4 protein-coding genes are annotated in these 3,443 nt (G+C 68.7%); 3 read left to right on the top strand and 1 reads right to left on the bottom strand.

The window, feature by feature from the left end; genetic code table 11:
- The first annotated feature begins 55 nt into the window (after window positions 1–55).
- The 3 genes from FKP22_RS34060 (at window position 56) to FKP22_RS24625 (ending at window position 2,485) form a co-directional block, all read left to right on the top strand.
- On the top strand, window positions 56–916 hold the full coding sequence (locus FKP22_RS34060) for an HDOD domain-containing protein (protein ID WP_141290298.1): 861 nt from the start codon (window positions 56–58) through the stop codon (window positions 914–916).
- A gap of 70 nt (window positions 917–986) precedes the next feature.
- Window positions 987–1,913 (top strand): ATP-binding protein, encoded by a 927-nt coding sequence (locus tag FKP22_RS24630; RefSeq protein ID WP_310733371.1) that lies wholly within the window; start codon window positions 987–989, stop codon window positions 1,911–1,913.
- Window positions 1,914–1,948: 35 nt separating this feature from the next.
- The gene (locus FKP22_RS24625; protein ID WP_141290296.1) at window positions 1,949–2,485 is read left to right on the top strand and encodes a response regulator; all 537 of its coding nucleotides are present in this window, start codon (window positions 1,949–1,951) and stop codon (window positions 2,483–2,485) included.
- Here the strand turns inward: FKP22_RS24625 and rlmB are convergent, their stop codons facing one another.
- Window positions 2,486–3,244: a 23S rRNA (guanosine(2251)-2'-O)-methyltransferase RlmB gene (gene rlmB / locus FKP22_RS24620; protein WP_141290295.1), complete on the bottom strand. Its 759-nt coding sequence runs from the start codon at window positions 3,242–3,244 to the stop codon at window positions 2,486–2,488.
- Window positions 3,245–3,443: the final 199 nt, after the last annotated feature.

Below are 3,443 nucleotides of genomic sequence, written 5' to 3'. Positions count from 1 at the left end.
CGCTACCGCAGCCTGCGCACGCCGGCCGCACCCAACTCCGACGAAGAGACTCGGCATGCTTGACACCTACGGCCTGTCGCAGCTGCCGCACAAGGTCAAGGACCTGCCGGTGCTGCCCCAGGCGGTGCTGGAAGTGCTGCAGGTGCTGCGCAACGACAACCTGTCTGCGGAGCACTGCATCCAGCTGATCGAGAAGGACCCGGCATTGGCCGCGCGCACCCTGCGCCTGGCCAACTCGGCCTTCTACGGCGCCCCGGGCCGCGTGGCGCGCATCGCGGATGCCGTCAGCATGCTGGGCCTGCGCACCGTCTCGGGCGTGCTGGCCGCAGCGGCGCTGACCCAGGCCTTCCCGGCCAGCGCCTGCGCCGGCTTCGACTTCGCCGCCTACTGGCGCCACGGCCTCGCGGTGGCCATGAGCGCCCGCTCGCTGGCATCGCATTGCGGCCTGGATCCGGAGCAGGCCTTCCTGGCCGGCCTGATGCATGACATCGGCCAGCTGGTGCTGGCCGCCCACTTCCCGGCCGCCGGCAATGCGGTGCAGGCGCTGATGACCAGCACGGACGTGCCACGTGTGCGCGCCGAGCAAACCCTGCTCGGGCAGGACCATTGCCAGGTGGGCGCGCTGCTGGCCGTGCACTGGCGCTTTCCGGCGCCCATCGTCGAGGCCATTGCGCAGCACCATGCGCCGCCGCCAGCGGCGGCCTCGGCCCCAGCCGCACTGGACCTGACCGGCCTGGTGCATGCCTGCGACGCGGTGGCCCATGCGCTGGACCTCGCCGGCCTGGCCGAAGAAGCAGTACCGGAGATCGACCTATCCGTCTGGACCCGGCTGCGGCTGGACGAAGCCCGCGCCATGCGGCTGTTTGCCAGCGTCGAAGGCGGCGTGCGCGACATGTGCGCCGCGCTTTCGCTGTGAGGCCCGGTCCCGTGCGACCGCCAGCAGGCTCTTCGACCCCACCATGAACACGCAAGCCCTCCCACCCACCATGGCTGACGATGAAGCCATGCTCACGCCCGAGAAGGTGCGCGCGCTGCTGCTGGCCAACGAGCAGCTCAGCAAGCTCAACCAGCGGCTGGCCCAGGCGCAGGACAAGCTGATGCAGTCAGAGAAGCTGGCCTCCATTGGCCAGCTGGCGGCCGGCGTGGCCCACGAGATCAACAACCCGGTGGGCTATGTGTTCTCGAACTTCGGCACCCTTGAGCGCTACCTGGCCGACCTGTTCCGCATGCTCGAAGCCTATGAGCGGGCCGAAGCCGGCATTGTCGACCCGGCGCTGGCCACCGAGCTGCGCGCGCTGCGTGAGGAGATCGAGCTGGACTACCTGAAGCAGGACATTCCCAGCCTGATGGCCGAGTCGCGCGAGGGCATCGGCCGGGTGCGCAAGATCGTGCAGGACCTGAAGGACTTCTCCCGCGTGGACAACCGGCAGGAATGGGAATGGTGCGACCTGCACAAGGGCCTGGAGTCGACGCTGAACATCGTCAACAACGAGATCAAGTACAAGGCCGACGTGCACCGCGAATACAGCGTGCTGCCCGAGGTTCAGTGCCTGCCCTCGGAGTTGAACCAGGTCTTCATGAACCTGCTGGTGAACGCCGCGCAGGCCATCCAGCAGGAACGTGGCCTGATCATCATCCGCACGGGCTGCGACACGCAGCAGGTCTGGGTGCAGATCGAGGACAACGGCGCCGGCATCCCGCACGAGCACCTGGGCCGCATCTTCGACCCCTTCTTCACCACCAAGCCGGTTGGCAAGGGCACCGGGCTGGGCCTGTCGCTGTCCTACGGCATCGTGCAGAAACACGGTGGGCGCATCGAGGTGCAGAGCGTGCCCGGCCGCACCTGCTTCCAGCTCAGCATTCCGCTGCAGCGACCCGGCGGCGCCAGCGAACCCGCCGTCACGCCTGCCTGACCCTCATCCGCACCCGTCCCCCGGAGCAACCCACCATGCACAACGTCCTGCTGGTCGACGACGAACCCGCGATCCTCAATGCACTGCAGCGCGCGCTGCGCCAGCAGTTCGGCAAGCAGCTGCGTCTGGACACCGGACTGGGCGGCGCGCAAGCGCTGTCCATGGGTCTGGAGCGGCGCTACGACATCGTCATTTCCGACCTCCGCATGCCTGGCATGGACGGCCTGGACTTCCTGTGCCGCTTTGCCAAGCTGCAGCCGCACTCCACCCGCATGATGCTCACAGGCTCGGCGGACTTCGGCACCGCGCAGCGGGCGGTCAACGAGATCGGCGTGTTCCGCTACCTGACCAAGCCCTGGCAGGAAGACGACCTGGGACTGCACATGCGGGCTGCGCTGGCGCATGCGGACAGCCTGCGCACCCAGCGCGATGCGGCCGATGCCTGGGCTTCCAGCCAGGGCCAGCTCTCGCCGCAGGAGCTGGAGCGCCGCCGCCTGGAGGCACTGGAACCGGGCATCACGCTGGTGGAATGGGCAGCCGACGGCGCGGTCATCATGCCCTCGCTGGACTGATCAGGCCGGCTTGGCCTTCATGCGCTGCCGGCGCGCTTCGTACAGCAGCACCGCTGCCGCCACCGACACGTTCAGGCTCTCCACCGCACCGGCCATCGGAATGCTGACCAGCTCATCGCAGGTCTTGCGCGTGAGCTGGCGCATGCCCGGGCCTTCGGCGCCCAGCACGAGGGCCACCGGGCCGGTCAGGTCCACGTCGTACAGCGTCTGCGTTGCGTCGTCGCTGGCGCCGATGATGCGCACGCCGCGCTCCTTCATCTCGTTGAGCGCACGCGCCAGGTTGGTCACCATCAGGTAGGGCACCGACTCGGCCGCGCCCGAGGCCACCTTGGCCACCGTGGCGTTCAGGCCCACGGCATGGTCGGTCGGTGCGATCACGGCCTGGGCGCCGGCACCATCGGCCACGCGCAGGCAGGCGCCGAGGTTGTGGGGGTCGGTCACGCCGTCCAGCACCAGCACCAGCGCAGTGTCGAGCTTCGCGGCTTCCACTTCTTCCAGCACCTCGTCCAGCGAATGCCGTTGCTTGACCGGGTTGACCCGCGCGACCACGCCCTGGTGGCGCGGCCCGCCGGACATCTTGCTCAGCCGATCATCGTCGCTGTCCACCAGCTTGATGCCGGCCTCGCGGGCGCGGTCTGCGAAGCCGCGCATGCGCGCGTCGCGCCGGCTGGCATCAAGGTGAATCTCGAGGATGGATTCCGGCGCCGTTTTCAGGCGCACGGTGACGGCATGGAAGCCGTAGAGAAAGCTGGTGGACATGGGGAAATGGACTCGGAAGGCCCTGGTGGAGGCAGCAGGCTGGGACGGGCGCCAACGCGCCCGCCAACCTTCTAGCCTACCACTGGCTGAACGCCACCCAGGCCATGACGCCGCCGATCAACACCGGCTGGTGCACCATGTAGAAGCTGAGCGACCAGCGGCCCAGTACCGCCAGCGGCTGCAGCGGCGGCGGCACCGC

Source organism: Ideonella azotifigens, assembly GCF_006519715.1.
Taxonomy (GTDB): Bacteria; Pseudomonadota; Gammaproteobacteria; order Burkholderiales; family Burkholderiaceae_C; genus Ideonella; species Ideonella azotifigens.
Note: the sequence above shows the minus strand (reverse complement) of the source record. Positions and strands in the feature narration are given on the sequence as shown.